We start from the raw sequence: 829 nt of genomic DNA on the forward strand, positions 1-829 counted from the left end.
CAAGCGTGGGACAGTCCGACAATGTCTTGGAAAAGGACGCTTTAAAGAGGTTTATTCTGCCGACTATGCTCAACAGTCTTATGAAAATAATCGCAAGCGCTCGGTCAAGAAATCAAGATTGAACAAGGAGCTGAAGGAAAAGATTCTCCACTATCATAACCAAAAATTTTCGCCTGAAATGATGGTCAAGGCTAAGGGCGTTAACGTGGGAATTTCTACCATCTACTACTGGATCCATCATGGAAAATTAGGATTGTCAAAACAGGATCTGCTCTATCCTAGAAAAGGAAAAGCGCTTAAGAAACAAGCTAGCACCAATTTTAAACCCCCTGGTCAATCTATCGAACAGCGTCCTGAAGCTATCAATCTGCGATTGGAGAATGGGCATTATGAGATTGATACGGTTCTGCTTACAAGGGTGAAAAATTATTGTTTACTGGTCTTAACTGATCGAAGGACTAGGCATCAAATTATCCGATTGATTCCAAATAAAAGTGCTGAGGCGGTCAATCAGGCTTTAAAACTCATCTTAAAACAACATCAAATTCTTTCCATCACGGCAGATAATGGTACAGAATTTAACCGCTTGTCTGATGTATTTTCTGAGGAACATATCTATTATGCGCACCCCTATGCCTCTTGGGAAAGGGGAACTGATGAGAATCACAACAGCCTCATTCGTAGATGGTTACCTAAGGGAACTAAGGAAACGACTCCCAAAGAAGTCACATTCATCTAAAATTGGATTAATAACTATCCTAAAAAATGCTTGAACTACAAATCACCCAGAGAAGACTTCTTCATGGCTAACTTGAACTTGAAATTTGGC

The 829-nt window shown here is 40.0% G+C and carries 1 pseudogene; it reads left to right on the plus strand.

The features are described 5' to 3' along the window. Positions 1–736 (plus strand): annotated as a pseudogene (locus HT669_RS03715) (IS30 family transposase); the annotation flags it as partial. Positions 737–829 lie beyond the last annotated feature (93 nt).

The organism is Streptococcus sp. 2100, from assembly GCF_013276335.1.
Taxonomy (GTDB): Bacteria; Bacillota; Bacilli; order Lactobacillales; family Streptococcaceae; genus Streptococcus; species Streptococcus pseudopneumoniae.